Genomic DNA, 26549 nt, shown 5'->3' with positions numbered 1-26549 from the left:
GCACCCTGCAAGTGCCTTCCGTGACAGGAAACTTGGACCCTCAGCAAGTCCTATTTTCCCTGATCAGAAGGCACTTCTTCGTTTCTGCCCAGTCCTTGGACACCCCTTAACGAAGGGTCGAGGCTAGATGGCGACGGCCGATTGACGTCACGGAGAAAGGTGGCGCCCCTGTGGATCAGTCCCATGCCGACATCGAGACCCACTTGGTCGACATTCAGGACATGCCACTCGACAGACTGCGAGAGTGCGACCGATCGCAATTCTCCCCTTACCTGGAGAGACTCCTGCAGCAGGTGAGGCGTCCGCGGTACAACTTGGGAGGCTCGGGACCACCCGGCCGCGTTGACTGAATCCGAAACCGGCCGGGCTCGTTCACATCGCGAGATGTGAACGAGCCCGATCGCTGTAACTCTTCGCGCGCCTAGATCGGCATGGGATCGATGTCGCAGTCGGCCCGGACGTGCCGGCTCGCCGCGATGGTCGCCGGGTGGCTCGCGCCCAGCTTCACGCGATACTTTTCGACGACGTCCCGGTGCTGTGCGTCGGCCTCGCCGACCCGGCCCAGCGCCCGCAGGTCCAAGGCGAGGTTGACCATGACGGCAAGGGTCGACGGGTGGTCGTCACCGAAGATCCGGCGCGCTCGATCGAGCGTGTCCGAATCCAGCTCGAAGGCGATCTGGTACTCGCCAAGAGCATAGTGATCGCTGGCCAGGTTCGTCGCCGCGGTGATCGTCAGCGGGTGGTCCGGTCCGATCCTGTTCCGTAGGCCTTCGAATGCCTCGTGGTTGTAGCTCTTCGCCTCTTCGGCCTCGCCCAGCAGCCGAAGCGTGATCGCCTGGTTGGTGCGCGCCGAGAGCGCCAACGGATGGTCCCGGCCCAGCAGTGACTCATAGATCTTGAGTGTCTTGTCGGCCAGTTCCCTGGCCTCGAAGAGCTCGCCGTTCTGGCGGAGGTCGACCGCCAGGTTCATGGCCGACGCAACCGCGTCCTGGTAGCGGTCGCCGTACCGTTCCCGGAAACGCCTCTCGATCTGCCTGCTGAGGTCCAGCGCACCCACGTGATCGCCGGCCTTGCGGCGCGCGACCGCGAGATTGCGGCCCGCACGGGTGGTAGCCGGGTTGTACTCGCCCCACTTCAGACGGTGCTGGGCGAAGACGTTCTCCTGCGCCTTCCAAGCACCGTTGTAGTCGCCGCATTCGCGCTGATCAATGGTGACGGAGTTGTTGGTGTTCAGCGTCTCGAAGTCGTCAGCGCCGAGCGCCTCGATGCGCAGACGAAGAGTCTCCTCGTCGAGCGACCACGCCTCCCGGAACTTACCCTCGAGGCGCAGACTGACTCCGAGCTGATGCGCCGCGTACAGGGTCTTCGGATCCTCGGGCGTCAGCGCGATCCGCGCCGCGGCATGAGCCTCGCGCACCATCGCCGTCGCTTCGGCGAACCGGCCGGCGGTGTGCAAATCTCGAGCCACCTGAAGCTTCGCATCGATCAAGTCCTCGTCGCCCGCATCGAGATTCTTTTCCCCGTAGAGCCGCAGCGTCTCCTCGCCGATCTCCCGGGCCGCACGGAACTTGCCGTTCACCCACAGGATGTACCCGAGGTACTTGGCGATGGACAGCGTCTCGGCGTCGGCCGGGCCGAGACCAGCGGCCCAGGCGGCGTGCACCTCGCGAGCCAGTTCCTCGCAGCCCTCGTGGTCGCCCCACCGGAACAGGAACTTCACGATGTCGAAGACCAGTACGCGTACCCACGGCACGTCGGAGGCCACCGCGTCCGAGGCGATGACGTGCGAGATGAGGGATTGGTATCGGTCCCAGTGCGCGACGTTGTCGGGTTCTTGCGGGTTGGCCGCCGCGAGCAAAAGATGGCCGCGACGGCGGACCTCGTCCTGGCGCTCCGGACCGACCCCGTCCCGGACGACCGCCTGCACCAGTCGGTGCAGCTCGATGGTGCTGGTTCGGTGGTTGAGCCGCGCCAGGGCGAACCGCTGAATGTCGCGAATAGCCTTGTTCAGCTTGATCGGGGCCCGCAGTGCCTGCTCGAATTCGTCGGGCTCGCCGCGCGCGTCCGCGGCGCCGGCGGGCGAGAAGAACGAACGGCTGATCGGTTCCGGCGCAAAGAAGGAACAAATCTCCAGCAGCTTCATCGCGGCGCGGTTGTCCGTCCGCAATCGTTCCAGAGAAATGGTCCACGCCGCCGCCACCGACGGCTCGTAGTCCGGCGAGGCGGTCGCACCCAGCAACTCGACGCTCGTCCTGAGAAGGTCAAGGTATTCGGCCGCGGTCATTCCGGTGGCGGCTCTCCACGCGGATGCCTGCTCGATCGCGAGAGGAAGGTCGCCCAGCGCCTCGGACAGCTTGATCGCGTCCTTGTCGGCGATCTCCGGGTCTCGCCGGCGAAGCAGCTTGATGCTTTCGTCACGTCGGAACACGTCAACCTCGAGGGTGTTCGCCTGCAACGACCAGTCGGAGTTGCGCGACGTGACGAGTACCTTGCCGAGTCCACCGGTCGGCACGACGCTCTTCACGGCGTCCAGATCCTCGGCATTGTCGAAGACGAGAAGCCAATTACCGTAGGGCCGACCGAGACGAAGAGCCTCGCGCACCGCGGGCACCGAAGCATTCGCCTCGGGACCGACCTTGAGGTCGAGGTGTTGTGCGAGTTCCGCCAGCGCCGCGAGAATCTGCTGGGGCTGTTCGGCGGAGATCCACCATACGACGTCGTACTGATTCTGATACCGGTATACGTATTCGATGGCGAGCTGAGACTTTCCGACACCGCCCATTCCATGAATCGCTTGCGGAAGAACAGCGGTGATGTCAGTCTTTCGTAGGCGTTCGGCCAGATCATCCAACAATGCTTGCCGACCGGTGAAGTGGGGATTGCGGGGCGGAATGTTTCCCCACACCCGTGGAAGCGCCGGCGGACCGATCGCAGGTGGTGGATGAACGGCACCTTGGGCTCCGACCTCGACTGTGCCGGAACGACGCAGGTCGACAGGAGCGGCCGTGAGGGTCGAGACTTGTGTTTCGCGCACAACGTCCGAGTTTGCCATAGTATCGGTCACCTCTTGACCAACTCCGTCGTCAGTCCTCTCAGATACGGGCGGGGCGCCCACAACGCTCAAGGCGGGGGCGTGACGGCCTCGATGAATCGGATGCCAGACGACCGCACCCTCGACTCCCAGGCGTGTCGCGACCTGCTCACGCCAGCCGGTCAGGCTCGCGTGAGACGGGTCATCGACTATTGCGTCGAGCACTCGGTCGGTCATCGCCAGCAGGGTCCTGGCGTTCCGGGGGTGCGCGAACGCAGCCAAAACCTCGTCGAACGCCGCTTGTGGCGACGCCGGCACCTCGCCGGCGAGCGCCTGGACGTCGTTGTGGGACGCCGCGATCTCGGCCATGTCCGGCGGCGGAGCCTCGGACAGGATACGCATCAGCTCAGGTCGCGCCTCCTCGGGTAACAGGTCCCGGATCTTCAGCCGCTCGAGGATCTGAACCGCCCTCTCAACGTGAGCCTGCGGCGGCATGACCTCCAATGCCTCCAGGATGGCCACCAGGCCCTCGGGACGGTTCAGCGCCCTGGTCAGAGCGGCTATCAGGTGGGTGGCGGGATCGGACTCGAGGACGCCGGTGAGGTCGATCGGCACCTTGGCCCGCAGCACATTCACGAAGCTACGGCGGTTGGACAGACTCTCCCAGAACTCGCTCTTGGTCAGATCCTCGGCGGCGTCCTGACACCGCAGGTCGGTCCGTGCCACACGCGCCCCGCTGAGACCCTCACCACCCGCGCGGGCCTTACCACCGTTCGATGCCGGGGCGGCATCGAACGGGTGACAGGCGGCGAGCATCGCTCGCACATATGCGGCCGCGGCGAGTGAGGAGTACGGGTGCCAAAGATCGTTCTTGCCGACATTGTCGCAGTAGTCGGCGACCGCCCTGATCATGAACCAGTGGCGCCCGAGCTGCGCGGCCCCCGCCGCGATCCCCGAGCCTTCCATCTCGACCGCGAGCACACCGTGCTCGGCGGCCAGCTCATCGCGTTTGACCTCGTCCCGGAGAAGGATGTCGCCGCTGGCGATGGTGCCGTAGTGCACCTTCGGCAGACCGGGCACATGCCCTGACTGACTGCGGCTCGGGTGGCGGGCGCGGGCGCCTCGCACTCGGAGCACGTCGGTGTTCGGTCGAGGACGCCCGAACTTCGACAGCTCCGGGTCCCCCTCCAGGTCGAGCCAGGTCCGCCAGCGCGGCTCACCGCGGAACTCGTCACCCCTCAGCTCCAGAACGGCCCGGGTCATCGCCTCGGACATGCCGTCAACATGGCGACGCGGAGTAGCGATGCCGTCCACCTGCCGCACGTGCGAACAGTCCACGACCCCGTCGGTCGCGACCACGATGTCGCCGAGGCGGACGTGCCGCTCGGGCCGCTCCGGTACCGGGATGCCGCCGGCGATCCCGACCATGATCACGCACCGGACCTGCGGGAAACTGCGGATCAAGTTGGTGCAGATCGCCGCCGCGTTACGTGTGCTGTCCCGCGGCATGGTGGTCAGAACGACCGCATGTTGACGATTCTCCTGACTGCTGGGAAGCCGTCCGATGTGGTAGTGATGCGGATCTCCCGAAATCGGATCCAAAGGCTTGGCATCGGGGATGAGCGCCCGCATGGCGAGTCCCTCGATCCACAATGCGGCGACGATTCCGATCGTGACCTCGGAAAATGGCGGCTTGACAGTGCCGCCGTCAATCGTGCCGGTCGCCTGGGTCATCAAGTCTCCGTTGAAACAAGATCACGATTTAACCCGCTCCCGGCCCAGAGTAACGAATAGAGAGATCGATTTCGCCTCCGAGATTCCACCCGGCCGTACCATCACGATCGGGCGACAAGGTCATGCCACCGGAATAGCTGACCAACTGAACAGGAGGTGGTGCCGTGAGCGCCGTCGACGAGAGGTCCGCGCCGTCCGCTTTCCGGCTTTCCCGGGACCGGCTCGCCGAACTCGCCACCGGCGGCGGCAGCCCAGGGACGATTCGGTTCCTCGCCGACACGCAATACAGCCGCCGCCAGCTCGCCCTGTTGGCGCTCCGTGATCTGGCCGTCCTCGATCTCCGGCCGTTACCGTCGATCGACGACGCGTGGGCCATCCTGGACCGAGCCAAGGCACGTGCCCCGGCGACCTTTCGCTCGATCATCATGTACCCACCGATCGGGAACTGGGCCGCCTACGCCATTCGCGAACACTCCGAGGGCGCCGGCGCCGAGTCCGCTCCGGCCTGGGTCGACTTCGGACAGATTCATGCCGTCGCCCTGGTCGTGGCGGCCGGCTGCGGCCTGGATTGGCGCACCCGGGTGCCGCTGCGCTCCGGCCGGGCCATACTCCCCGGCCTCGGACAGGCGTCCTTCGACGAGGCGGACCAGTGGGACTCGGCCGTCGCGGAGACCGCGGGCGGCGGGATCCGGCTCAGCCACGGCCGTACCACTGTCACGGTTCCGGCGGATCCAAGGCAGGACGGCGACGGCTGGCAGGGGCTGCGCATCCTCACGACCGGAACCGATCCCGTCCTCGAGGTCGCGTTGGACGACCTCGATCCGCTACGCGACCTGGCGGATCCCGTCGACCCGGAACGCCTCACCGACGTCGAGGTCGCCGGGTGGCAGTCGATGCTCGACGGCGCCTGGGCGATGCTGTGCCGCGACGATCCGGCGACGGCACGTGCGATGGCCGCCGGCGCCGTGTCCTCCTTGTCTCCGCTTGGCCGCGCTGACCAGGCCGGCGACGATGAGATCCGCAGCGCGTCCACCGCCGAGGCGTTCGGCGCGATTCTCCTCTCCACGCCGCAGGACGTCGTCGAATTCGCCGCCGCGCTCGTGCATGAGTACCGCCACATCAAGCTCGGCTGCCTGATGCATCTGTGCGCGCTGCACCATGACGACGAGCGGCCCGAGCTGTACGCGCCGTGGCGTGATGACCCTCGTCCGATCGGTGGGCTGGTCCAGGGAATCTATGCGTTTCACGGCATCGCCGGGTTCCACCGGACCAGGATCGCCGCGTCCGACGGCGTGGAGCGCCGCACCGCTCAGTTCGCGTACGCCCTGACGCGTGCGCAGACGATCGCCGGCCTTGCCGCCGCCCGCGCCTCAGACGGGTTGACCGAGCTGGGTCGGGAGTTCCTCGACGAACTCAGCGCGACGATGCGACCCTGGGCCGACGACGCCGTTCCCGCCTCCATCGACCGGCTGACCGGCCTCGCTCTTGCCGCTCACCGCACCACCTGGCTGCTGCGGCACCGCAGGCCGGCTCCCGGCACGGCCGATGCCGTGGCGCGGGCATGGTCGGCGGACGAGCCGATCGATCTCGCCTCCCTCGCCATCGGTCCGGTCGAGCCATCGGCCGGACCGCCGCCGCGGACGACGGAGTGGATCCGGCCATTCCGCCTGGCCGTCAATACTCCGCTGCCCGCCACCACGCCCGAGACGGCCCTGGCGGCCGGCGACCCCGCGACGGCCAAGGCGCAGTGCCTGGCCGGCATCGAGGCCGATCCGGACGACGTCGACGCCTGGACCGGTCTGGCTCTGGCGTCGCTCGACCTGGGCGACACCGCCGCCGCGAGAGCCCTGACCGAGCGGCCCGACCTGGTCCACGCCGGCTACCAGGCCCTGGCCGGCCAGGGCACCGCACCGGCGCCCGACGTTCTGTCCAGGTGGGCGGGCCGCGAACAGCCGTGAGTCAGCCCGTCTCCACGTAGGACCCGAGCGGCCCTCCCCACCGCTGCGCCGTGATCGTCAGGAAGGGCCGGCCGAGCATGCCCAGGGCGCGCATCCGCTCGGCCATCGGGTGGTCGCCCAAACGCATCTCGCACCCCGAGCGACCAAGCCGGATGCCGGACAGGCGCAGCGGCACACGTCCGCGCAGCAGGCGGTTCGCCTGCGCTCCCCGCTCCAGGTACGACCGCACCGGCATCCAGGCCCGGACCCCGAACGGCAGCCGCAGCCGCCCGGCCCGCACCACGGCCCGCATCACCTCGGTCGCGCCGTCCCGCACCGCCACCGAGGTCCGGTCCGCCGCGAACTCGAGATCCGCTCCCATCAGCCACTTCGGCAGCGCCCAGAGGTCCTCGCCCGCCTCCCGGGTAAACGCCCCGGTCACCGGCAGGTCGACGATGTGCAGGCCACCCCGCGTCAGCAGGCCCACCGCGACCTCGTCGTAGCTCTTCAGCGCCCACTCCGGATAGTGGATCAGCATCAGCACCGTGACCGCCCGGCCGGCGACCGCCAGCGGCCTCAGCGGCGTCCCGCCGAGCACCCGGCGCGCGTCCTCGGCCCGGGCGGTGAACATCGCGACGGTGATGCGCGCGTCCTTGATCGTCACCGGCAGGGTGACCGTCTCGCCCTGGATCTCCCAGGTGTCGGCATCGATACGCTTCGCCATCCTCCGATGGTCCCGCGTGATCCTGACAATTTCACGACAAACGTTCCCTATGCTCCGGTCCGGCCATCTTCGACGATCAGCTGGGAGTTGTCATGAACCGACGCCTGCGCCTCGGCGCGACGGTGTTCGCGCTGGCGGCCGTGGTCGCGACGACTGTCATGGTGACGCGCGGCCACACGGCCGAGGCGACCACGGCCGACGCGGTCGGTGTCTTCGAATACGACCTGGGCGACGACGTGTTCACCGATCCACCCGAGTGGGACGGCTCGTCCGAGGTCAAGGCCGTCGTGCACTACCCGAGACGGGCGACCGGGAAGCTGCCCGTGGTCGTCCTCCTGCACGGGCAGCAGCTCTCCTGCCACTCGGCTAACGAGGACGACTGGACCTGGCCGTGCCCCGCGGGCGTACGGCCGTACCCGAGCTACCGCGGCTACGACTATCTGGCGGACGCGCTGGCCCGGGACGGCTTCGTGGTCGTGTCACCGAGCGCCAACGGGCTCAACGCCACCATGGGCGTCGCCCCGCAGCGGGCCCGGCTGATCGACCGGCACCTGGCGCTGCTCCCCCGGCTGACCGCGGCGGGCCCGCTGGCCGGCCGCCTCGACCTGACCCGGGTCGGCACGATGGGCCACTCGGTCGGCGGCGAGGGCGTCTTCTACCAGGCGGCCGACGCCAACCGCGCCGAGCTGCCCCGCGGCGTCCGGATCCGCGGGGTGGTGTCGCTCGCGTCACCGGGCCCGAGCGGCTTCAACGACGTGACGGTCACCAAGCTGCCGTTCGCGGTGATCTCCGCCGAGTGCTGGGGTGACGGCGACCGCGAGTACTTCGACAACGCGAAGGGCCACGCCGGCGCCCGCGGCTTCTTCGTGAAGGTCGCGAAGGCCAACCACAACTTCTTCAACACCGAGTGGACCACCGGCCCCGGCCCGACCGACGGCGACGACACCGAGTGCCCGGAGGCGACCGGACGCCCTGCCGCGACCCAGCAGCAGAACTTCGCGGTCGCCTATCTCAAGGCCTTCTACGCGTACGCCTTGAAGGGCGACACCCGCACCCTCCCGATCCTGACCGGCGCCCGCCCCGTCCCCGGCGTGCGCACCGAGGTCGAGACCCTCCCCTGAGCGTCGGCCCGCCTCATCTGTGGCGCTCCAGAGCCCTCAGTCGCTCCACGGCGTCGCGCACCCGATCGGTGAGCTGCTGGTCGGTGAGGTCGCCAGGCCCGCGGAGAGCCGGGTCGATCACATAGTCGTCGTCCAGCACGTAGAAGACGTCGTACAGGATGCGCTCGAACTTCTCCCGGACCCGCTCGCCACCGGCCAGCGCCTGCCGCCGGCCCGCCAGCCACTCCCGGGCGAAGTCCGGAGCGGCGACACGACCGGCCAGCAGCTCCTCCGCCGCGCGCAACTGCCTGGCGACGCCAGTGCCCGCCTCCACCTCGGACGGCGCGGACCACGCACGTCTGCGATCCCGCCGGCCTTGCATACCCCTGACCTCCCCCGTCACCACAGGAAACCGTCATCGACGATCTGTGTGAACTGGTTGTCCCCCAGCTTGTAAGCCGTCCAGAATTTGCCGTCAGCCGCGTTGAGCATGACCATCTTGTTCGTCGCCGGATCGATGAATCCCACAGCTTGACCCTGATTGCGGTAGCTGAATCGATAGATCTTGGTGCCGGGAGCGACCATGTGGGCCTTCATCGCGTTCTCGAAGGCGACGAGATTCGCCTTGTTCTTGTTCACGGGCAGGCCCCAGTCCGAGGCGTGGGCATCGTACTTCTTGGCAATCTGCCCAGGGCTGCTGAAGTCGGCTTTGGCCAGCCATGCGCCGGCGGCGCCGCACCCCGCGTTGTGCACGAGCACCGGCGTTTTACCGGCGACAACGTAGTAGGTGTGGAAGTCAGCGACCGAGAAGTTGTAGACGGTGGTGAAGAGGTCGAGCTCGTCGGCGCCGGCCACCACCGCTTCGCCGCCCGACGGCGTACGGAGTGTGGCGCCAGGCACGATCTCACCGGCGGCACGCCATGCCCGTTGGCTCTCGACCCAGATCGGGTGGTTGTCCGTCGCGGTCAGCTGGGCGGTCGTTCCCCCGTTTCGAATTGTCAGCCGTACCAGGGACTTGCTGCCGGTGCCACGGATCAGGGCGGTAACGGGCCGCTTCGCCGTGTCGCCGGTGTCCGGGTCGGTGGCGATCACGACGTCGCCGACCCCAACCGTCTCGATCGGCACCCGCGAGCCGTCGGCCAGCAGCACCGGGGTGCCGGCCACGAAGCTGTTCGCGAGCGGACAGGTCTTGAGGTCGTCCGCCCGGGTGAGCAGGTCGTCGACCTTCCGGCGAGCGGCCGCGATGTCGTCGAAGAACCGCGGCAGTTTCAGCAGGAAGCGGCCGACCTTGCCGAGGATGCTGAGGAACTTGCCAACCGGCAGCAGGCCGACCAGCGTCCAGATGCAGGCCGCGACGTCGCCGGTGGTGATGCATGCCTTGAGGTCGCCGTAGCCGGTGAGATCCTCCAGCAGCCCCTCGCCCTCGCGAGCGATGAAGTCGATGAGGCTCAGGTCGGCGGTTGCCCGTGCCGCCTCCAATTCGGCGCGCTCCTCCGGGCTGAGGACGGCCAGCACATCTTCTGGCGGCAACGGCCCGGGCTGGCCGGCTGCCGCGTCCGCCATCGCCTGGTTCGCGCGCTGCCGCTCCGCCTCCTCTGCTCGTGCCGCCGCGGCCTGCGCGTCGACCGCGTGCTGGAGGGCGGACTCCGCCGCCGTCGCCGCGCTCGCCGCCTCCTGACTCGCCCTCAGCGCGAGCTCTGCCGCGTCATCCGCGTCCGCCTCCGCCGCGGTCGCGGCCCGGCCGGCCGCCGCCGCATCGGTCTGCGCGGTTCGTGCAGCGGTCGCCGCCTGGTCAGCTTCCTGACGCGCCGCAGCCGCGCTCCGCCCGGCGAGCGCCGCGTCCTTCGCCGCCTCGTTGGCCGCCGAGCGCGCCGCCCGCGCGTCGGCCTTCGCCTGGGCATCCGCCTGCGCCGCGCCGGCAGCCGCTGCCCGCGCCGCGGCCCCGTCGGCAGCCGCGTCGGCAGCCGCCTGTTTCGCCTCGGCCGCCGACGCCGCTGCCTCCGCCGCCGACCGGGCGGCTGCCGCGGCGGCGTCGAACGCCGGTTTGACCTGATCGTTGGCATCCCTCGCGGCCTCGGCGGCACGTTCGGCGGCGGCGAGGGCCTCGGTGGCTCTCGCGGACGCCGCAGCGGCCTGCTCGACGCCGATCGTGCGGGCCTCCTCGGCCACCTGAGCGACGAAGTCGGCGTCGATGTCCGCCTCGGTGAAGGCTCTGACCATGGCCAAGGCGGCATTGTGTGGTTCGGCGATGCCCGCCGAGGACGCGCGGGCCGCGGCTGCCGCGGTCACCGACATCTCAGCCTCGGCCGCCGCGGCCACCGCCTCGGTGGTCGCCGCTGCGGCTTCGTCCTGGGTCCGCTGGGCTGCCCACAACGCCTGCACCGACTCGTTGGCGGCCTGCTCGGCCAGCCGAACGGCCGCGCGAGCCGCCTCGGCGGCTCGCGCCTCCTCGGCGGTCGCCTCCGCCGCCCGGGCATCTGCCTCCATCCGTGCCTGGTGGGTCGCCTTGGCCTCGGCCTCGGCGCGATCCGCCGCGGCATCCGCCCGGTACGCGGCGCTCCTCGCCTCCTCCGCGGCAGACCACGATCGGTCGGCGGCACGGCGGCTGTCGGCAGCGGCGGTCCGTGCGTTGACCGCGGCGCCGGTCGCCGTGTTGGCGGCGGCGCGAGCACCCAGCGCGGCCGTTCGGGCGGTGCCGGCATCATTCGCGGCCGCGTCAGCCTGCCGTTTCGCCTCGTCCTTGGCGGCGCCGCTCGCGGTGGCCGCCTCCTGCGCCCGGTAGGCCTGCGCGCGCGCCTGCTGAGTCTGCGCTGTCCGTTCGGCGGCATACGCCGCGTCTCTCGCCTGGCGGGCGGTACCCTCCTGCCGCCACGCCTCGCCCGCTGCGGCAGCCGCGCCGTCCTCGGCAGCGTCCGCCCAGCGGCGCGCGTCGGCGGCGATTCCGGCCTGCGCTTCGGCCCCGCGTCGCGCGTTCGCTGCGACCACGGCCTGCTGGTCGGCGCGTTGCCGATGTTCGGCGGCGGCACGGCGTTCTGCCTCGGCCACCAACCGTTTCGCCCGGGCTGTCGCCGCTTCCGCTTCCGCGGTCTCCCGGTTCTGCCGGGTCCGTGCGGCCGCGGCCCAGGCCCTGGCCTCCGCGGCCTGCGCCTGCACCCTGGCGGTCCGGGCCCGCGCCGCGGCCGTCTTGGCCGCCTGCGCCTGGTCCCGAGCGGCGTCGGCGAGCTTCGCCGCTGCGGCCGCGTGCTGCTCCGCGTGCTGCCGCCACTTCACCGCCTGCTGACGGTGGGCTTCGGCGCGGGCCTCCGCGGTCTGCGCGTTGTGGGTGGCGATCGTGGCGTCGACCGCGTGCGCGGCAGTGGTGGAGGCACCCACCGCCGCGACGGCGGCCTGGTGCATGCCCTGGACGATCAGGGTCCATTCGGCGCCGTACGTCAGGCCGGTCTCGATCAGGGTGTCCGCGGCGATCTTCGCCGTGATGGACGCGGACTCGGCGCGCTGGGCCGCCTGCTGCGCCTGGGTGAGCTGGGACTGCACCTCGGTGCGGGCCGCGGCGAGAGCGGTGCCGGTGCTGCTGCCGCCGGCGGCGAGGATGCGCTCGGCGGAGCGGGCCGCGTTGGCCGCCCCGGCCATGGCGTTGGCCGCGCGCTGGAGTTCGCGGACCGCGTTGCCGTGGGCGACCAGCAACTGGCCGCGGGCCACCGAGGCGCGGGCGGCGCGCTGGGCCAGGTCGCTCAGGTCCTCGGCTGCCTTGTTGCGGGCCTCGAGGTCGGCCAGGTACTGCTCGCGGGCTTGCGCGTCGACGGTGGCGGCGGCCAGGTAGCCGCCGTTCCAGAAGGCGGCCACCGCGGCGTCGTCACCGGCCAGGGCGGCCCCGGCCACGCGCTTCATCTCGGAGCCGTCGGCTGCGGAGGCGGCCAGCGCGGCCAGCCGATCGCGCAGCAGGCGTTTGCGGTCCGTCTCGGCTGCCGCGGTCTGCTCGTCGCGGGTACGGGCGATTGCCGCCCCGTACGCCAGGAAGGCGGCCCGGTCGCCGTCGGTGCCGCGCAGCACCCGGTTGACCTCGGCGTTGAAGTAGCCGTTCGGAACGCCGGTGCCGACCATCGCGCGGATGGTCGCGGTGTTCTGCCGGGCGGTCTCCTGGGCGCGGATGCCGGCCGCGCGTCGGAGGCGCTCGGCCTCGTCCAGGCCCTGCTGGACGGCGCCGGACGCGGTGGAGGCGAGCGCCGCCGCCGCGGCCGCCCGGACCTCCGGCAGGGGGTCGAGCTCGGCGATGTCCGCGAGGATGGCGCGCAGGAACGGCTCGTCCGGGAAGGACACCCCGGTCCTTCCGTCCCACTCCTCCGTCTCCAGCGGGGGCACCGGGATCGGGGTGCCGGTCCGGGCGGCCGCGGCGGGTTCGGCCGGGGCGGCGACGGCCGGTGGCGGCGCCGGGGCCACGAACAGCCCGGCGGCGACCAGCAGGGCGGCGGCGAAGGTGCCGAGCCGGCGTCTCATGCGGCACCGCCCGGCGCCATCCGGGTCTCGCCGGCCAGCGCCTGCGCGTACAGGTCGATCCAGTAGGCGGCCTGCTCGGCCGCCTGCTCGCGCTCGAACGCCCAGGACTCCGCGGTGGCACCGGCGCTGCCGGTGATGACCTGCCAGTTGACGCCGGTCGTGCTGCCGGCCGCCTGGACCACCCGATGCCACGCGGCGGCCTGTTCCTCGGCGACCCGCTGGGCGTCGGCCCAGACCACCCGTGGCGTGCCGGTCTGCGTGGTCAGCTGTGCCCAGGCATGGGCGGCGGTCGCGCGGTCCGCCTCGTCGGCGCTCTCCAGGGCGGCCTGCTCGGCGGCCTGTGCGGCGGCGAGCAGCCCGGCGACCTTGGCCCGCCAGCGCATGTCCTCGTCGGTGACCCGGATCCGGAAGGCGACCAGGTCCAGGTCGGCTGAGTCGGCCCAGTCGTGGGCGAAGAACTCGACCAGGTCCGCGTCGGTGGCAGCGGGGCGCAGGGCGTACGCGGCGGAGGCCCGCACCTGCTCGCCGGGGTCGGTGTCGCGCAGCCGGGCGACGAAGTCGCGGTCGAACTGTTCCAGTGCCGCGGCCTGCTCGCCGGTGGCTTCCCGGAACTGCCGGTCGCGGGCCTTGGCCTGGGCGTACCCGGTGCGGGCGAACGCCTCCCGGTCGGCCGGGTACTGGCTGTTCAGCGCGTACTGCGCGGCGGCGTGGACCTCGGGCGCGAACTCGACGGTGTGGGTGGCGAGGACCCGGCGGCAGAAGTCGGTGTTGCGTGCCTCGTTGAGCCCGGCCCGCAGCTTGGCGAACGCGAAGTCGCGGGCGATGAAGCGGGCGACGGCGGCGTCCACATTGGTGCTGACGAGCGCGCCGTACGCGGCGGCCACGACCGAGGAACGCGAGTCGTAGTCGGCCACGGCCTTGGTCCGGTACCAGTCTGCCGTGCGGACGACCGCGGCGGCCGGCACGGGTATGGACACGACGACGGTGGCGCACAGGGCGGCCACCAGAGCCATGATCGGGATGCGACGCTTCATCGGACTCTCCACGGCAGACGGAGTGACGGCCGCGACAGCTAAACATCGACGCTCACCTGTGCCAGGTTGCTGGCCGGAAACGGTCACCTCCCCTGAACGGCGGCCGCCGGCTGCCTATAAAGCAGCGCATGAGAAAAAGACTGACGGCCGCCGCGGCCGTCGTACTGCTGATCGGTCTGGTCGTCCCGGCCGCGGCATCGGCTCCGGCCGTGGCGGCCGTGCCGGGCCTGGAGTCCGGGTTGGAGGAACGGGTCCGCGCGGCGGGCGTGGTGGGTGTGGTGGCGCCGGACGACTGGCTGGTGCTCAGCGAGCGGGACTACGTGTTCGAGCTGTGGCGGCACGCCGCGGACCTGACCGAGGTCCGTGGCGCTGCCGAACTGGCCCTGACCAGCTGCACGAGCACCAACTTCTTCGAGTGCACGGTGTACATCGAGTCCGGGATCCACGCCGCGAAGGCCCGGGACGTCGCCAGCCAGGTGCGGGACGCGACGGCGGCGCGGCAGGCGCGGGAGATCAAGCAGCAGGCCTTGGTGGTGCTGGAGATCCCGGTGACGCCGGAGCTGCTGCTTCTTCCGGACCGTGACTTCGTGTACGCGCTCTACCAGCGCGCCACCGGCGACCGGGTGCGGGCCGGCGCCCTGGCCGCGTTCGGTGGCACCGCCCAGCAGCAGCGCGACTTCATCACCACCGGCGTCGTCCAGGCCCGCGAGCAGGATCGGACCGCCGAGATCGAGGCCGACCAGCAGCGCACCGAGGCCGAGCGGCAGGCGCTGCTGAACCGGGAGGCCCGCAAGCGGGCGGCGGCCGTGCTGCGTGTGGTGGCGACCGAGGATCTGCTGGTGATCACCGACGAGAACTTCGTCCGCTGGGTGTGGAACACGGCCACGGACACGACCGAGGTGTACGCCGCGGCGATCGACGCCCTGCGCAGCCCGGACCCGGCCGACTGGAAGGCGTTCATCCACACCGGCATCCACGAGGCGGACCGCCGCGACCTGGAGGAGGAGCTGCGGAAGGCGGGTGAGGAGGACCGCCGCCGGGTCAGCGCCATCGAGGCCGCCGCCGAGCTGGCCGGGAAGACCAACCTGGCGCGGGCGGCACGCGCCGCCCTGGCCGGTTCCGACCGGGACGTCAGGTACTTCATGCGGACCGGGCAGTTCCAGGTGTCCGACAACGAGTGCACCAACCCGGCGCTGGCCGCCGACGCGACCGACTGGGGCACGCTGAGCAGCAGCCTGGTGCCGACCCGGCAGGCGATCACCGACCACGCCGACGCCCGTTTCGAGTACGCGGTGGCCACCGGCGCGGCGACGACCGCCGGGATCTACCTGCCGTGGCAGGAGGTCCGGCCGGGCGCGATCTGGGATTTCGCGGCCGACGTGCGCACGCAGGGCGATCCGGTGCAGGTCCGGACGGAGATCGACTGGTACGCCCCGGGCCGCGTCTACCTGGGACACACCAACGGCGGTTACCTGCCGGTGGACGGCTCGCGCACGTTCACCCGGATCTCCGGGCGCTACACCGTCCCGGCGGGGGCGACCCGCGCCAACATTCTCGTCCGGGCCACCGACCTGGCGCCGAACAGCGGGTTCAGCACCACCAAGTGCGTCTACCAGCCCAGCCCCACGCCCGAGGTGAAGGCGACCGGGGTGCCCGGCAACGGCACCGGCAGCATCACCTGGACGGTCAACGGACGTAACGACATCGTCGGCTGGAACGTCGGCCGGGACGGCAAGGACACCCGCGAGAACGGCCCCTGGTCCACCGATGTGGCGGCGAGCGCCCGCAGCCACCAGTTCAACCTGCTCAAGAACGATTCCCCGTACTCCTTCATCCTGATCCCGCGGACCGCCGCCGGACCGCTCACCCCGGTGAGCGTGACCGTGACGCCCAGCCTCAACCCGCCGCCGCCGGACGAGGTGTCCGGTGACGGCACCCAGGCGGCCGTCCGCAACGGCTGGGGCACGCCGCTGGCGCAGTACAGCGACGAGTTCGCCTACAGCGGCAGGCCGGACCCGGCGAAGTGGAGCGATGCCGACGAGTGCTGGAAGAACCCGCACGCGAGCGGCGGTGCCCGCTGCGCCAGCGCCACCACGGTCGACGGCGGGAAGCTGGTGATGACCGGCGCACCCAACGGCACCACGGGCTGGCTGCAGAACGACTGGAAGACCAGGTACGGCCGCTGGGAGGCCCGGGTCCGGTCGCGCAACACCGCGACCGGCAACGGGCGCACCTATCACCCGCTGCTGATCGTCTGGCCGGACGGCGACAAGTGGCCGCAGGAGGGCGAGTACGACTTCCTGGAGAACGGCGAGCCGGGCGCGGCCTGCGCGGTGGCGTTCCTGCACTATCCGGTGACCTCGGGCAAGACCCAGCAGGAGCGGGCCGAGGAGCGCAACTGCGGCGCGCCGATGACCCAGTGGCACAACGTCGCGTTCGAGTGGACCCCCGATCACGTCAAGGGGTTCATCGACGGCGTGGAGTGGTTCCGCTTCTCCGGCGGCGCCACCTCCACCCGCAAGGCCATGCAGGCGATGGCCTCCGGTCACCTGACCATCCAGCTGGACAACTTCGACGGCACGAACATGACCCCAGCCAGCTACGAGGTCGACTGGGTCCGGCTCTACCAGGTGTAGTCGATGGACGTTTACCGATCTTCCGGCCGGGAAAGCCGGGCATCGTGGCGTACATCTGGGGCCGGTTCCTCACGGCGGGACTTCTGACGGTCACACTGCCGGTGCAGCCGGGCGTCGTTGAGGCGCCCGGCGCGCCCGGCGTCGACGAGCAGTACCTGCCGGCCGGCAAGTCCGGCTTCGGGACCTCGGCGACGACCGCGAGCACGGTGTGGTTCACCGTGCAGAAGGAGGGCGGGCTCGGCGAGATCTACTACCCGCGGATCGACTCGCCGGCCGGCCGCACGCTGGACTTCGTGGTGGCCGACCGGCGGGGGCACGCGGTCTCCGCCCGGGACACCAGGGTCCGTACCGACATCACCGACCCCCGGAGTCTCAGCTTCCGGCAGACCTTCACCGAGCGGTCCGGGAAGTGGCGGCTGACCGCGAGCTACGCGACCGACCCGGCCCGACCGACCGTGCTCGTCGACCTGGCCTTCAGCGGGCCGCGCGACCACGACCTCTACGCGATCTACGACCCGGCGCTGGCCAACACGCGTGGCAGCGACAGCGGCGACGGCCTGGTCGCCACCGACGGCCAGACCGCGAGCGCGCTGGCCGCCGAGGGCGGTTTCGCCGCCACCTCGAACGGTTTCCGCGGCGTCAGCGACGGCTGGACCGACCTGCGCGACGGCCGGATGGACTGGCACTACGCCACCGCGAGCAGCGGAAACCTGGTCCAGACGGCAAAGCTCAAGGGGAAGCGCAGCACGCTCGCCCTCGGGTTCGGCGATGCGGCCACGGCGCCGGCCGCCGCCCGCGCGTCCCTGCGGCAGGGCTTCGACAAGACGTCAAAATCCTATGCGTACGGCTGGCACCGCTACCTCGCCGGCCTGGACGAGCCGCGCGGCGCGGTGGACCGGCAACTGTGGCGCACCTCCGCGATGGTGCTGGCCGCGAGCGAGGACAAGATCAACCGCGGGGCGTACGTGGCCGCGCCCGCCATGCCGTGGGCCTTCGGCCGTGACGATCCCTCAGGTCCGTACCATCTGGTCTGGTCCCGTGATCTTTACCAGGTCGCCACCGGGCTGATCGCCGCCGGTGACGTGCGCGGCGCGAACCGGGCCCTCGACCACCTCTTCGACGTCCAGCAGAAACCGGACGGCTCGTTCCCGCAGAACGCGCGCGTCGACGGCACCCCCGTGTGGGGAGGCCTGCAGCTCGACGAGGTCGCCCTGCCGATCGTGCTCGCCCACCAGCTGAAGCGCTGGGACACGTGGCCGCACGTCAGGCGGGCCGCCGACTTCCTGCTCGCCTTCGAACAGGACGGCAACCGCGCGCCGTGGACGCCGCAGGAGCGCTGGGAGAACCAGTCCGGCTACTCCCCCGCCACCATCGCCGCCGAGATCGCCGGGCTGGTGTGCGCCGCCGACATCGCCCGCCGCCACGGCGACCCGGCGTCCGCCCGCCGCTACCTGGCCACGGCCGACGACTGGCAGTCCCGGGTCAAGCAGTGGACGGTCACGACCAACGGCCCGTACTCGGCGAAGCCGTACTTCCTGCGGCTGACCAAGGACGGCAACCCGAACGCGGGCACCACCTACACGATCGGCGACAGCGGCCCGTCGAACGTCGACCAGCGCCGCGTCCTCGACCCCAGCTTCCTCGAGCTGGTCCGGCTGGGCGTGCTGCCCGCCCGAGACCCCGCCGTGGTCAACACCCTGCGCGTCGTCGACGAACGCCTGGGCGTGAACACCCCGAGCGGCCAGTTCTGGCACCGGGCGTCCTTCGACGGCTTCGGCGAGCGGCTCGACGGCAGCCCCTGGGACTACGGCCTGCCGGACGACTCGCTGCTCACCCGGGGCCGCGCGTGGCCGCTGCTGACCGGCGAGCGCGGCGAGTACGACCTGGCCGCCGGCCGCCCCGGCACCGCCACCGTCAGGCTGCGCACGATGGCGGCCGCCGCCGGACCCGGCCACATGCTGCCGGAGCAGGTCTGGGACCAGCGTCCGCCGCCCGGCCACACCCCAGGCACCCCGACGTTCTCCGCGACGCCGCTGACCTGGGCGCACGCCCAGTACCTCCGGCTGGCCCGCAACGCCGAGGCCGGCCGGATCACCGAGCAGCCCACGGTCGTCGCCCGGCGCTACCTCGACTGACGCCCGTACCGTGGAGGCATGTTCATCCTCTTCGGTTTCCGCACCTCCGACCAGCGCCTCGGGGTTCGTACCATGCTGTGTGACGTCTGCGGGAACACCGCGGCGCAGGGGCTGGTGAAGCGGACGACCAAGTTCACGCTCTTCTTCATCCCGCTGTTCCCGGTCAAGCGGCCGACCTACTTCCGCGAGTGCACGCACTGCGGCGCCGGCCGCCAGGTGGACGAGCGCTACGTGCTCTCGTAGGCGGCGACCGCCGTCGGCAGGGTCGGGAAGATGCGGTCCTCGCCGATGGACGCGGCGAGGCCGTAGGCGTCCAGCGCCTCGCGCAGGTCCTGCTTCACCCGGGCCAGACCGAAGACGATCCCGCGGCCGGTCAGCTCGGCCCGCAACGCCTCGAGTGCCTCCAGCGCCGTGCTGTCCACCTCGACGTTCGCCTCCATGTTGAGCACGAACCAGCGCACCGGGTCGGCCTGATCGGCGACCGCCGCGAGCGCCCGGTCCCGGAAGTTCTCCGCGTTGGCGAAGAACAGCGGCGAGTCGTACCGGTAGACGAGCAGGCCGGGCACCGTGGTCGCGGCGGGGTAGTCGTCGATGTCGTGCATGCCGGCCAGCCCGGGCACGAAGCCCTGCACCGCGTCGTGCGGCCGGGCCACCCGGTAGAGCAGCTCGGCCACGGCCAGCCCGACGGCGAGCAGCACCCCGGACAGGATGTCGAACACCACCACACCGGCCGTGGCGGCCAACGCGAGCAGCAGTTCGCTGCGCCGGAAGGACGCCAGCCTCCGGAACCCGGCCACGTCGACCAGGCGCACCGCCGCGTAGATGACGAGCCCGCCCAGCGCGGCCGCCGGGAACATTGCCAGCATCGGCCCGGCGAACAGCAGGACGGCGACCACGAAGACCAGGGCGAAGAGCGAATAGACCTGGGTACGGGCGCCGCTCGCGACGCCCAGCGCGGTGCGGCTGCCGCTGCTGCTGATCGGGAAGCCGCGCAGCACCCCGGCGCCGACGTTGGCCACCCCGAGCGCGAGCAGCTCCTGGTTCGCGTCGACCTTGTCACCGGTACGCGAGGAGAAGGCCCGCGCGGTCAGCACCGTGTCGGTGTAGCCGACCACAAGCACACCGACCGCCGGTAGCAGCAGGTTCCCGAGGTCGCCGGGACTCGGCAGGACCGGGGCGGGCAGGCCGCGAGGCACCTCGCCGATCACCGCGACGCCGTGCTCCCGCAGCCCGAGGACCAGCACCGCCACGGTGGCCAGCAGCACGACGACCAGCGGCACCGGCAGGCGCGGCACCCGCCACTGGCCGACGAACAGCAGCACCACCACGGCCACGCCCAGCACCGCGGTCGGCCAGTGCACCTGGCCCAGCCGCCCGGCGAACGACACCAGCTCGCCCAGCACCGTGTCGCCGTCCACCCGGACACCGGTCAGCTTGCCCAGCTGGCCGACGATCATCGTGATGGCCACCCCGGCGAGGTAGCCGACCAGGATCGGCCGGGACAGCAGGTCGGCCACGAAGCCCAGGCGCGCGACGAAGGCCACCAGGAACAGCACGCCGACGACGACCGCGAGCGTGGCGGCCAGCACCGCGTACCGGCTCGGGTCGCCGCCGGCCAGGGGCGCGACGGCGGCCGCGGTCATCAGCGCCGTCGTGGATTCCGGCCCGATCGACAGCTGCCGGGACGAGCCGAGGAGCGCGTACAGGGCGAGCGGAAGGAGGATCGCCCACAGCCCGGCCACGGGAGGCAGCCCGGCGAGGCCGGCGTAGGCCATGACCTGCGGCACGAGGTAGGCGGCCACGGTGATGCCGGCCAGCAGGTCGCCACGGAGCCACGATCTCCGGTACGCCCGGAGCACGGCGACCCCCGGCACCAGCCGGGCCACACGCACCGCCAACTCGTCCTCCGGCCGCTACGACAGGGTTCAGCCCCGCACCTCGGGCATGTCCTCCAGGTTCTGGACAACATACTGCGCCTGGCAGCTGAGCCGGGACGCCACGAATCCGGGTGACTCGGGTCCCTCTGGCGCATGCCTTCCGGACGGCCGCCCCGCGGAACCTGGCCACGATCGTCCGGGAGGCCGTCACCGCCGGGCCGGGTGTCAGCCGCTGATCGTCTGGTAGAGCGTGGTCCAGAAGTCGTGGATGAGGCGCGCGGAGTCGGGGGTCGACATGCCGACCTGGGTGAGCAGGATGCCGACGAGCTGGTTCCCGGGGTCGGCGTACGCGGTGGTGCCCATGCCGCCGTCCCAGCCGAACTGGCCGACGGGCGCGTAGTCGCCGCGGTAGGTGCGCACCGCCATGCCGAAGCCCCAGCCGCCGTGCTGGCCTTGGCCGTACGACAGGTGCACGTTGTTCACGGCCGTGGCGTGCCGGGCGGCCTGCTGCGCGGGGGTGAGGCGGTTGGTGGTCATCAGCTCCTTCGCGGGCCGGGAGAGGATCCCGTGGCCGAGCAGCATCCGGAAGTACGCGTGGTAGTCGTCGACCGTGGAGACCAGGCCACCGCCGCCGCCCTGGAACGCCGGTGGCTCGCTGTGGCGGCCGCCCTCGGCCTCGTCCCAGATGGTGAACTCGCCGGTGGCGGGGTCGGGCGCGTAGGCGGGCGGCAGCCGGTGGATCTTGTCGGCCGGCACGTGGAAACCGGTGTCGTGCATGCCTAGCGGGTCGAAGACGCGGTCGCGCAGGAACGTCTCGTACGACTGGCCGGTGACCCGGGCGACCAGCACGCCGAGCAGGTCGCTGCTGATGTGGTACTGCCAGCGCTCGCCGGGCTGGTGCATCAGAGGCATCGCGCCGAGGCGGCGCATCCACTCGTCCGGCTCGGGCATCGGCTCGGGGAGGTTGGGTGTGAGGCCCTGCTCGAAGACCGCGTTCATGATCGGGCTGCCCAGCGCTGTCAGGTCCATGCCGAGCCCGAAGGTGGAGGTCAGCAGGTCTCGCACGGTGATCGGCCGCCGGGCGGGGACGGTGTCGTCGAGCGGGCCGTCGATCCGGGTGAGCACCCGCCGGTCGGCGAGCTCGGGCAGCCACTGCTCGACCGGGTCGTCGAGCCGCAGCCGGCACTCGTCGAGCAGGATCATCGCCGCCGCCATCGTGACCGGCTTGGACGTGGACGCCATCCGGAAGATGGTGTCCCGGCGCATCGGCGGGCCGCCGTCGTGGCGCATCGTCCCGACCGCTTCGACGTGCGTCTCGTCGCCCCGGCCGACCAGGGCGACAACGCCGGGGATCCGGCCGGACGCGACGTGCCGTTCGAGAACCTCACGCAACTTCGTGTCTACAGGCATGACTGAAAAGTACGTTGCGTTTACTAGACGGTCAACGAGTTTAGGCGTATCTTTGCAATGGAACTGACGCTGAACGCAATGGTCGTTGCAATGACATGGGAGTGAACGCATGCCCGGTGGACGACTGACCGGCCAGGATCGGCAGGACATCGCCACGTGGCTGGCCGAGGGTCTCGGATATGCCGAGATCGGCCGGCGCCTGGACCGGCCCGCCTCGACGATCATGCGCGAGGTCACCCGCAACGGCGGCGCTCGCGACTATCGGGCGGACCGGGCCGACGCCGCCACCCGGGGCCGGGCCCGCCGGCGGAAACCGGCCGCGTCGCAACCCGAGGCCGAGCGGGAGTCGGACTTCACGCTCTCCTTCACCGACCTCCTCGTCCAGCAGGGACTTCCCCGGATGGTGGCCCGGGTGATGGCCAGCCTGTACGTCACCGACTCCGGCAGCCTGACCGCCGCCGAGCTGGTCCAGCGGCTCCGCGTCAGCCCGGCGTCGATCTCGCACGCCGTCACCTTCCTCGAGCAGCAGGGGCTGATCTCGCGGCAACGGGCCGCCGGCGAGCGCCGCGAGCGCTACGTCATCGACGACGAGATCTGGATCCGGTCCATCCGCTCCGCGCTGGAGATGAACGAGGTCCTGGCGGCCGCGTCCCGGCGTGGCAGCGAGATCTTCGGGCCGGGTACGCCGGTGGGCGCGCGCTTCGCCTCCTCCGCCGAACTCCTGACGCTGGTCACCGGCTCCCTCCAGCAGGTCATCGACGAGTGGGGCCGGCGGGCCGCGCCGTAGGCACGGGCGGTGAACACGTAGCCGGTTTGCCGTCCGGCAAGGAAGCGAGGTGTCGTCCGTACATCGTTGCAGGGTCCTCTGTCCCTTCAGCACCATTGCTACGGCTTTCGTATCTATGGTCTGCCGGTGATGTCAGCCGTCCGGGACAGTGTGTCGCTGCTGCTGCGCCCCGAGTGGAGCCGGAACGCCGGGCCGGTCGCCGTCCGCCCCGGCAAGTTCACCGCCGACAACGCCGAGCCGGCCGTGATGTTCCTGCTCGGCATCCGGATCAACCGGTGGCGCAAGGTCCGCCGATGGCTGCCGCTGCTGCTCACGATCGCCGGGATGCTCCGCGAGCTGGCCTCGGCGCCGGACAGCGGCCTGCTCGGCTACCGCCTCCTGCTGGGGCCGGGCCCCCGCCAGGCGATGATCGTCCAATACTGGCGTTCAACAGACGACCTTCACGGGTACGCCCGGGAGCGCACCGGTTCCCACCGTGTGGCGCAGCGGCGCTACTGGTGGCACTACGGCGCCAGTGACGGCGTCGGGGTGTGGCACGAGCTCCTGCACTCACCGGAGGGCTCGCATCACGCCCTGTACGGCAACATGCCGCCGACCGGGCTGGGCGCGCACCGCACGATGCGTACCGAGGAATGGTGGGCCGCCAGACGGTGACCCTGGTCGCCCCGGCGCATTACCCTCGGCCGGTGGATCACGTCACGCCGCGAGGCGGCCCGCTGCGCGCCGGGGATCCGTCGCACATCGGGCCGTACGCGCTGGCCGGGCGGCTGGGCTCGGGCGGCATGGGCGTGGTCTACCTGGCCCGCGACCCGGCCGGGCGGCCGGTGGCGGTCAAGGTGGTGCACGCCGAGCTCGCCGACGACGACGAGTTCCGGCGCCGGTTCCGCTCGGAGGTGGAGCGGGCGAGGCAGGTGCCGCCGTTCTGCACGGCGGCGGTGCTCGACGCCGACCCGGACGCGCCACGGCCGTACCTGGTCGTCGAGTACGTGGACGGCCCGTCGCTGTTCGAGGTGGTCCGCGAGCGGGGGCCGCTGACCGGCTCGCACGTGCACTCGGTCGCGATCGGGGTGGCCACCGCGCTGGTCGCGATCCACGACGCCGGCATCATCCACCGCGACCTCAAACCGCAGAACGTCCTGCTCGCGCCCGGCAGCCCCAAGGTGATCGACTTCGGGATCGCGCGGGCCCTCGAGGCGACCACCGAGCACACCAGCACCGGCCGGATGGTCGGCACGGTGGCGTACATGGCGCCGGAGCGCTTCGGCGGGACCGGCGTCTCGCTCACCCAGGCCGCGGACATCTTCGCCTGGGGCTGCGTGGTGGCGTTCGCCGCGACCGGGCACGGGCCGTTCGACGCCGACTCGCCGGTGGCGACGGCCGCCCGGATCCTCTCCCAGCCGCCGGACCTGCGCGGGCTGGACGGCACGCTGCGCCGGCTGGTCGAGCAGGCGCTGTCCACCGACGCGAGCCGCCGGCCGACCGCGAAGTACCTGCTGGACGCCCTGATCGGGTCGGGACCGCAGCCGGTCACCGAGGTGCTCCGAGCCACCGAGGTTCTCCAGCGCCAGCCCGCGCTGCGCGGCGCGGTCGACCGGGTGCACGAGCCGGCCCGGCATCGGCGCGGGCGCCGGAGGGTGTGGATCGGGGTGCTGGCCGCCCTGGCCACGCTGCTCGTGCTCGGCGCCGGAGCGCTCGCCGCGGCCCGGGTTTTCGACACCGGCACGACGGTGGACTCCGGCCGGCCGTCCCCGCCGGCCTCGTTCGCTCTTCCCGAGGGCAAGGTGTTCATCGCCGACACGCTCACCGTCGGCGGGCAGTGGAACGGGACCTACGTCGTGGGCGAGGAGGAGTCGAACTGCGACGTCACCGACGGCGCCCTGCGTGCGCACCGGGTCAGCCCCGGCTTCTTCACCTGTTCCGGCCCGGAGAAGGAGCTCGCCGGCGACCACACGATCGAGGTGACCGGACGGATCGAGGAGCCCGGCACCTGCCTGGGCATCTGGCTGTACTGGCAGGTCGCGCGCAGCTATCAGCTCACCGCGTGCGAGGACGCCTTCCGGCTGTCGGTCGACCGGGACGGCGCGATCGCGTACGTGGTGCGCGAGGTCGAGCTGGGCGCGCCCGGCCTTCGCCGGGACACCCCGATCCGGCTGCAGGTGGTGGTCCGGGACGGGGTCGCCCGGTTCGGCCACGACGGCGTGCCGGTCGGCGAGGCGGCTCTCCCGGAGGCCGACATCGACCGCGGCCGCCCGATGATCGGCCTGGTCACCGCTCCCGGCGACGAGTCACCGCCGTGGGCCGCCTCGTTCAACGACGTCGAGGTCCGCACCCTCAGCCCCTGACCACCTCGACGTCGTCGGCGTTGACGTACATGAACCGGTGGTTGAACGAGATCCGGTAGTAGGTGGCGGCGCCACGGATGACGGTGTGGTTGTACGGCACCTCGTCGCCGCCGAAACGGGCGTAGTAGACCATCGCCGGGCTCTGGTCGGCGACCTGGTAGCGCTGGTCCCCGGAGATCGTGTAGACCACGGCCGGTGCCGGCGGCGTCGCCGGGTTGCCGGCCGGGGCGCCCGCCGGCCACTCGCCGGGCTCCGGCAGGTTGGCCGGGTAGACGCGCATCGCGGTACCGGCCCGCGGCCGGATCACCCGGCCCGCCGCCGGGCGGAGCAGGCGGCTGAGCAGCCACGCCTTCTGACCGCCGAACCAGACGGCGGTCCACCGGCCCTGCCGCTCGGCCACCGCGTAGGTGCGGCCGGCCGCCGCCTTGTCCGACCAGTCGGCGGCGTCGGTGGTGCCACCGCCCAGCACCGGGTCGGTCAGCAGAGGCGCGTCGTCCCGGGGCTCGGTCCGCAGCAGGACCGTGCTGGACGGCTGCTTCGGAAGCGTCCGGCAACCGTTGGAGCAGTAGGTCAGCTCGGGCTGGTTGATCGACCAGGCCGGCTTGATGGTGACCAGCCGGTTGCCCGGCGCCGGGGCCGGCGCCCGGAGCAGCCGCATGTAGCGGTTCCAGTCCCAGAACGGGCCCGGATCCCAGTGCGAGCCGCGGTAGTTGCGCTGGTTCGCGACGTCGTCGTGGCCGATGATGTGTTCCCGGTCGAGCGGGATGTGGTACCGCGCCGCCAGATAGCGGACCAGCGCCGCCGAGTTGCGGTACATCGCGTCGGTGTACCAGGCCGCGCCGTCCGCGGCCACGCCCTCATGCTCGATGCCGATGGACTCGCCGTTGATCAACGAGTTGCCGGCGTGCCACGCGACGTCCTTGGTGCGGACCATCTGGGTGACCTCGCCGTCCGAGGACCGGATCACGTAGTGCGAGGAGGTGTAGGCCCGCGGGTTCTGGAAGTGCGCCAGGGTGCTCGCGTAGCTGCTCTCGGTGTCGTGGATGACGATGTACTTGATCGGCATCGTGGCGGGCCGGTCGGCGAGGTCGTAGTTGCCGTAGGCGTTGGCGTCCTCCGGGTTGTTCGACGCGTACGCCGCCGGCAGCCACTTGCACTGCAGGACCCGCGGGCACTCGGCCTGGTCGGCGGGCACGCTCGCCGCGGCCGCCGGTGTCCCGCCCCAGCCGGCGGCAACGACGGCCACCAGCACTGCCACTCCAGCAATCACCTGTCGTCTCACGGTTGCAGTCTCCACCCTGCCGGTCG

At 71.3% G+C, this 26549-nt stretch carries 16 protein-coding genes; 8 read left to right on the top strand and 8 right to left on the bottom strand.

Features of this window, described 5'->3' with window-relative positions; all coding sequences use genetic code 11:
- Nucleotides 1-421: 421 nt before the first annotated feature.
- Nucleotides 422-4765, bottom strand: a complete 4344-nt coding sequence (gene fxsT / locus QSK31_RS35590; RefSeq protein ID WP_285689047.1) for an FxSxx-COOH system tetratricopeptide repeat protein — start codon at nt 4763-4765, stop codon at nt 422-424.
- 164 nt (nt 4766-4929) lie between these two features.
- Between fxsT and QSK31_RS35585 the strand changes: the two genes are divergently transcribed.
- On the top strand, nt 4930-6723 hold the full coding sequence (locus tag QSK31_RS35585; protein ID WP_285689046.1) for an aKG-HExxH-type peptide beta-hydroxylase: 1794 nt from the start codon (nt 4930-4932) through the stop codon (nt 6721-6723).
- Nucleotide 6724: 1 nt separating this feature from the next.
- Here the strand turns inward: QSK31_RS35585 and QSK31_RS35580 are convergent, their stop codons facing one another.
- On the bottom strand, nt 6725-7426 hold the full coding sequence (locus QSK31_RS35580; RefSeq protein WP_285689045.1) for an acetoacetate decarboxylase family protein: 702 nt from the start codon (nt 7424-7426) through the stop codon (nt 6725-6727).
- 92 nt (nt 7427-7518) lie between these two features.
- Between QSK31_RS35580 and QSK31_RS35575 the strand changes: the two genes are divergently transcribed.
- On the top strand, nt 7519-8547 hold the full coding sequence (locus QSK31_RS35575) for an alpha/beta hydrolase (RefSeq protein WP_285689044.1): 1029 nt from the start codon (nt 7519-7521) through the stop codon (nt 8545-8547).
- 13 nt (nt 8548-8560) lie between these two features.
- Here the strand turns inward: QSK31_RS35575 and QSK31_RS35570 are convergent, their stop codons facing one another.
- The 3 genes from QSK31_RS35570 to QSK31_RS35560 are packed head-to-tail and all read right to left on the bottom strand — an operon-like array spanning nt 8561 to nt 14054.
- The gene (locus QSK31_RS35570; protein WP_285689043.1) at nt 8561-8908 is read right to left on the bottom strand and encodes a colicin immunity domain-containing protein; all 348 of its coding nucleotides are present in this window, start codon (nt 8906-8908) and stop codon (nt 8561-8563) included.
- Nucleotides 8909-8925: 17 nt separating this feature from the next.
- Complete coding sequence (locus tag QSK31_RS35565) at nt 8926-13020, bottom strand: polymorphic toxin-type HINT domain-containing protein (protein WP_285689042.1); 4095 nt, start codon at nt 13018-13020, stop codon at nt 8926-8928.
- A complete protein-coding gene (locus QSK31_RS35560) occupies nt 13017-14054 on the bottom strand; it encodes a hypothetical protein (protein WP_285689041.1) in 1038 nt (345 codons plus the stop codon). The genes QSK31_RS35565 and QSK31_RS35560 overlap by 4 nt, the downstream gene beginning before the upstream one ends.
- Nucleotides 14055-14182: 128 nt before the next feature.
- Between QSK31_RS35560 and QSK31_RS35555 the strand changes: the two genes are divergently transcribed.
- From QSK31_RS35555 to QSK31_RS35545, 3 genes are read left to right on the top strand one after another with little or no spacing between them, the layout of a single operon-like run.
- On the top strand, nt 14183-16690 hold the full coding sequence (locus QSK31_RS35555) for a glycoside hydrolase family 16 protein (protein ID WP_285689040.1): 2508 nt from the start codon (nt 14183-14185) through the stop codon (nt 16688-16690).
- A gap of 44 nt (nt 16691-16734) precedes the next feature.
- Complete coding sequence (locus QSK31_RS35550; protein ID WP_285689039.1) at nt 16735-18825, top strand: glycoside hydrolase family 15 protein; 2091 nt, start codon at nt 16735-16737, stop codon at nt 18823-18825.
- Nucleotides 18826-18843: 18 nt separating this feature from the next.
- Complete coding sequence (locus tag QSK31_RS35545) at nt 18844-19068, top strand: zinc-ribbon domain-containing protein (protein ID WP_285689038.1); 225 nt, start codon at nt 18844-18846, stop codon at nt 19066-19068.
- Here the strand turns inward: QSK31_RS35545 and QSK31_RS35540 are convergent.
- A complete protein-coding gene (locus QSK31_RS35540) occupies nt 19053-20717 on the bottom strand; it encodes a SulP family inorganic anion transporter (protein WP_285689037.1) in 1665 nt (554 codons plus the stop codon). The two genes, QSK31_RS35545 and QSK31_RS35540, sit on opposite strands and share 16 nt — an antisense overlap.
- A gap of 210 nt (nt 20718-20927) precedes the next feature.
- Nucleotides 20928-22112, bottom strand: a complete 1185-nt coding sequence (locus QSK31_RS35535) for a serine hydrolase domain-containing protein (protein WP_285689036.1) — start codon at nt 22110-22112, stop codon at nt 20928-20930.
- A 109-nt stretch (nt 22113-22221) separates the two neighbouring features.
- On the opposite strand from QSK31_RS35535, the gene QSK31_RS35530 reads away from it, so the two are divergent.
- From QSK31_RS35530 to QSK31_RS35520, 3 genes are all read left to right on the top strand, one after another.
- Nucleotides 22222-22899: a GbsR/MarR family transcriptional regulator gene (locus QSK31_RS35530; protein WP_285689035.1), complete on the top strand. Its 678-nt coding sequence runs from the start codon at nt 22222-22224 to the stop codon at nt 22897-22899.
- 129 nt (nt 22900-23028) lie between these two features.
- Nucleotides 23029-23553, top strand: a complete 525-nt coding sequence (locus QSK31_RS35525) for a monooxygenase family protein (protein ID WP_285689056.1) — start codon at nt 23029-23031, stop codon at nt 23551-23553.
- Nucleotides 23554-23585: 32 nt separating this feature from the next.
- Nucleotides 23586-25241, top strand: coding sequence for a serine/threonine-protein kinase (locus QSK31_RS35520; protein ID WP_285689034.1), 1656 nt, complete (start codon nt 23586-23588; stop codon nt 25239-25241).
- Here the strand turns inward: QSK31_RS35520 and QSK31_RS35515 are convergent.
- Nucleotides 25231-26523, bottom strand: coding sequence for an N-acetylmuramoyl-L-alanine amidase (locus QSK31_RS35515; protein ID WP_285689033.1), 1293 nt, complete (start codon nt 26521-26523; stop codon nt 25231-25233). The genes QSK31_RS35520 and QSK31_RS35515 overlap by 11 nt on opposite strands.
- Nucleotides 26524-26549: the final 26 nt, after the last annotated feature.

The sequence above is a fragment of the Actinoplanes sp. NBRC 103695 genome (assembly GCF_030269485.1).
Classification (GTDB): Bacteria; Actinomycetota; Actinomycetes; order Mycobacteriales; family Micromonosporaceae; genus Actinoplanes.
This window is presented reverse-complemented; position numbering and strand designations above follow the sequence as displayed.

What these genes read in the sequence shown, in the direction of transcription:
- fxsT (WP_285689047.1), bottom strand. Translation starts at nt 4,765, where the DNA reads ATGACCCAGGCGACCGGCACGATTGACGGCGGCACTGTCAAGCCGCCA.
- QSK31_RS35580 (WP_285689045.1), bottom strand. Translation starts at nt 7,426, where the DNA reads ATGGCGAAGCGTATCGATGCCGACACCTGGGAGATCCAGGGCGAGACG.
- QSK31_RS35575 (WP_285689044.1), top strand. Translation starts at nt 7,519, where the DNA reads ATGAACCGACGCCTGCGCCTCGGCGCGACGGTGTTCGCGCTGGCGGCC.
- QSK31_RS35570 (WP_285689043.1), bottom strand. Translation starts at nt 8,908, where the DNA reads ATGCAAGGCCGGCGGGATCGCAGACGTGCGTGGTCCGCGCCGTCCGAG.
- QSK31_RS35565 (WP_285689042.1), bottom strand. Translation starts at nt 13,020, where the DNA reads ATGAGACGCCGGCTCGGCACCTTCGCCGCCGCCCTGCTGGTCGCCGCC.
- QSK31_RS35560 (WP_285689041.1), bottom strand. Translation starts at nt 14,054, where the DNA reads ATGAAGCGTCGCATCCCGATCATGGCTCTGGTGGCCGCCCTGTGCGCC.
- QSK31_RS35555 (WP_285689040.1), top strand. Translation starts at nt 14,183, where the DNA reads ATGAGAAAAAGACTGACGGCCGCCGCGGCCGTCGTACTGCTGATCGGT.
- QSK31_RS35545 (WP_285689038.1), top strand. Translation starts at nt 18,844, where the DNA reads ATGTTCATCCTCTTCGGTTTCCGCACCTCCGACCAGCGCCTCGGGGTT.
- QSK31_RS35535 (WP_285689036.1), bottom strand. Translation starts at nt 22,112, where the DNA reads ATGCCTGTAGACACGAAGTTGCGTGAGGTTCTCGAACGGCACGTCGCG.
- QSK31_RS35530 (WP_285689035.1), top strand. Translation starts at nt 22,222, where the DNA reads ATGCCCGGTGGACGACTGACCGGCCAGGATCGGCAGGACATCGCCACG.
- QSK31_RS35525 (WP_285689056.1), top strand. Translation starts at nt 23,029, where the DNA reads ATGTCAGCCGTCCGGGACAGTGTGTCGCTGCTGCTGCGCCCCGAGTGG.